Source organism: Arthrobacter sp. Y3223164 (genome assembly GCF_059091005.1).
In genome coordinates this window covers 1-757 of record NZ_JBNHGF010000719.1, presented here as the reverse complement: position 1 = coordinate 757, position 757 = coordinate 1, and the positions used below count along the sequence as shown (strand labels likewise).

At 74.1% G+C, this 757-nt stretch carries 1 protein-coding gene; it reads left to right on the top strand.

Annotated features, from left to right (window positions below):
* Nucleotides 1-105: 105 nt before the first annotated feature.
* The coding region (locus AC5RUJ_RS17605) for an AMP-binding protein (RefSeq protein WP_494156423.1) at nucleotides 106-757 on the top strand (652 nt) is incomplete at its 3' end.

The window sequence follows — 757 nt, the reverse complement described above, 5'->3', positions numbered from 1 at the left end:
CTCGCCCCGGACGGCACCCCGGTGCCGGTGTCCTCGCCCGGACTGGTTCCCGGGACCGCCGCGGTCGTGCGGACCTCGGGGTCCACCGGCACACCCAAGGCCACCATGCTGGGGATCGACGCGCTGGCCGCGTCGTCGATGGGCACCGCCCTGCGGCTGGGCGGCGAGGGGCAGTGGCTGCTGACGCTGGCGCCGAACTACGTGGCCGGCCTCCAGGTTCTGGTCCGCTCCCTCTACGCCGGCACCCGGCCCCGGGCGATGGACCTGTCCGGCGGGTTCACCGCCCGCGCGTTCACCGACGCGGCAGCCGCCCTGACCGACCGGTTCCGGATCACCTCGCTGGTGCCCACCCAGCTGCACCGGCTGCTCGCCGCGGCGGAGCCCGAAACGCTCAAGGCGCTGCGCCGGTTCGATGCCATCCTGCTCGGCGGCGCCCGGATGCCGGAGGCGCTGCGGGCGGAGGCGGCCAAACAGTCGCTGAAGATCGTGCGCACCTACGGCATGAGCGAGACCTGCGGCGGCTGCGTGTACGACGGCGTCCCGCTCCAGGGAGTCACCCTCCGGCTGGAGCGAGGCAGGGTCCTGATCGGCGGCGACGTGGTTGCCGGGGGCTACCTGGACAATCCGCAGCTGACCGACGCCCATTTCAGCGCGTCCGGCGGCACGCGCTGGTTCCGCACCGAGGACCTCGGCGAGACGGACGACGCCGGCGCGCTGACCGTCATCGGGCGCGCGGACGACGTGCTGATCACCGGCG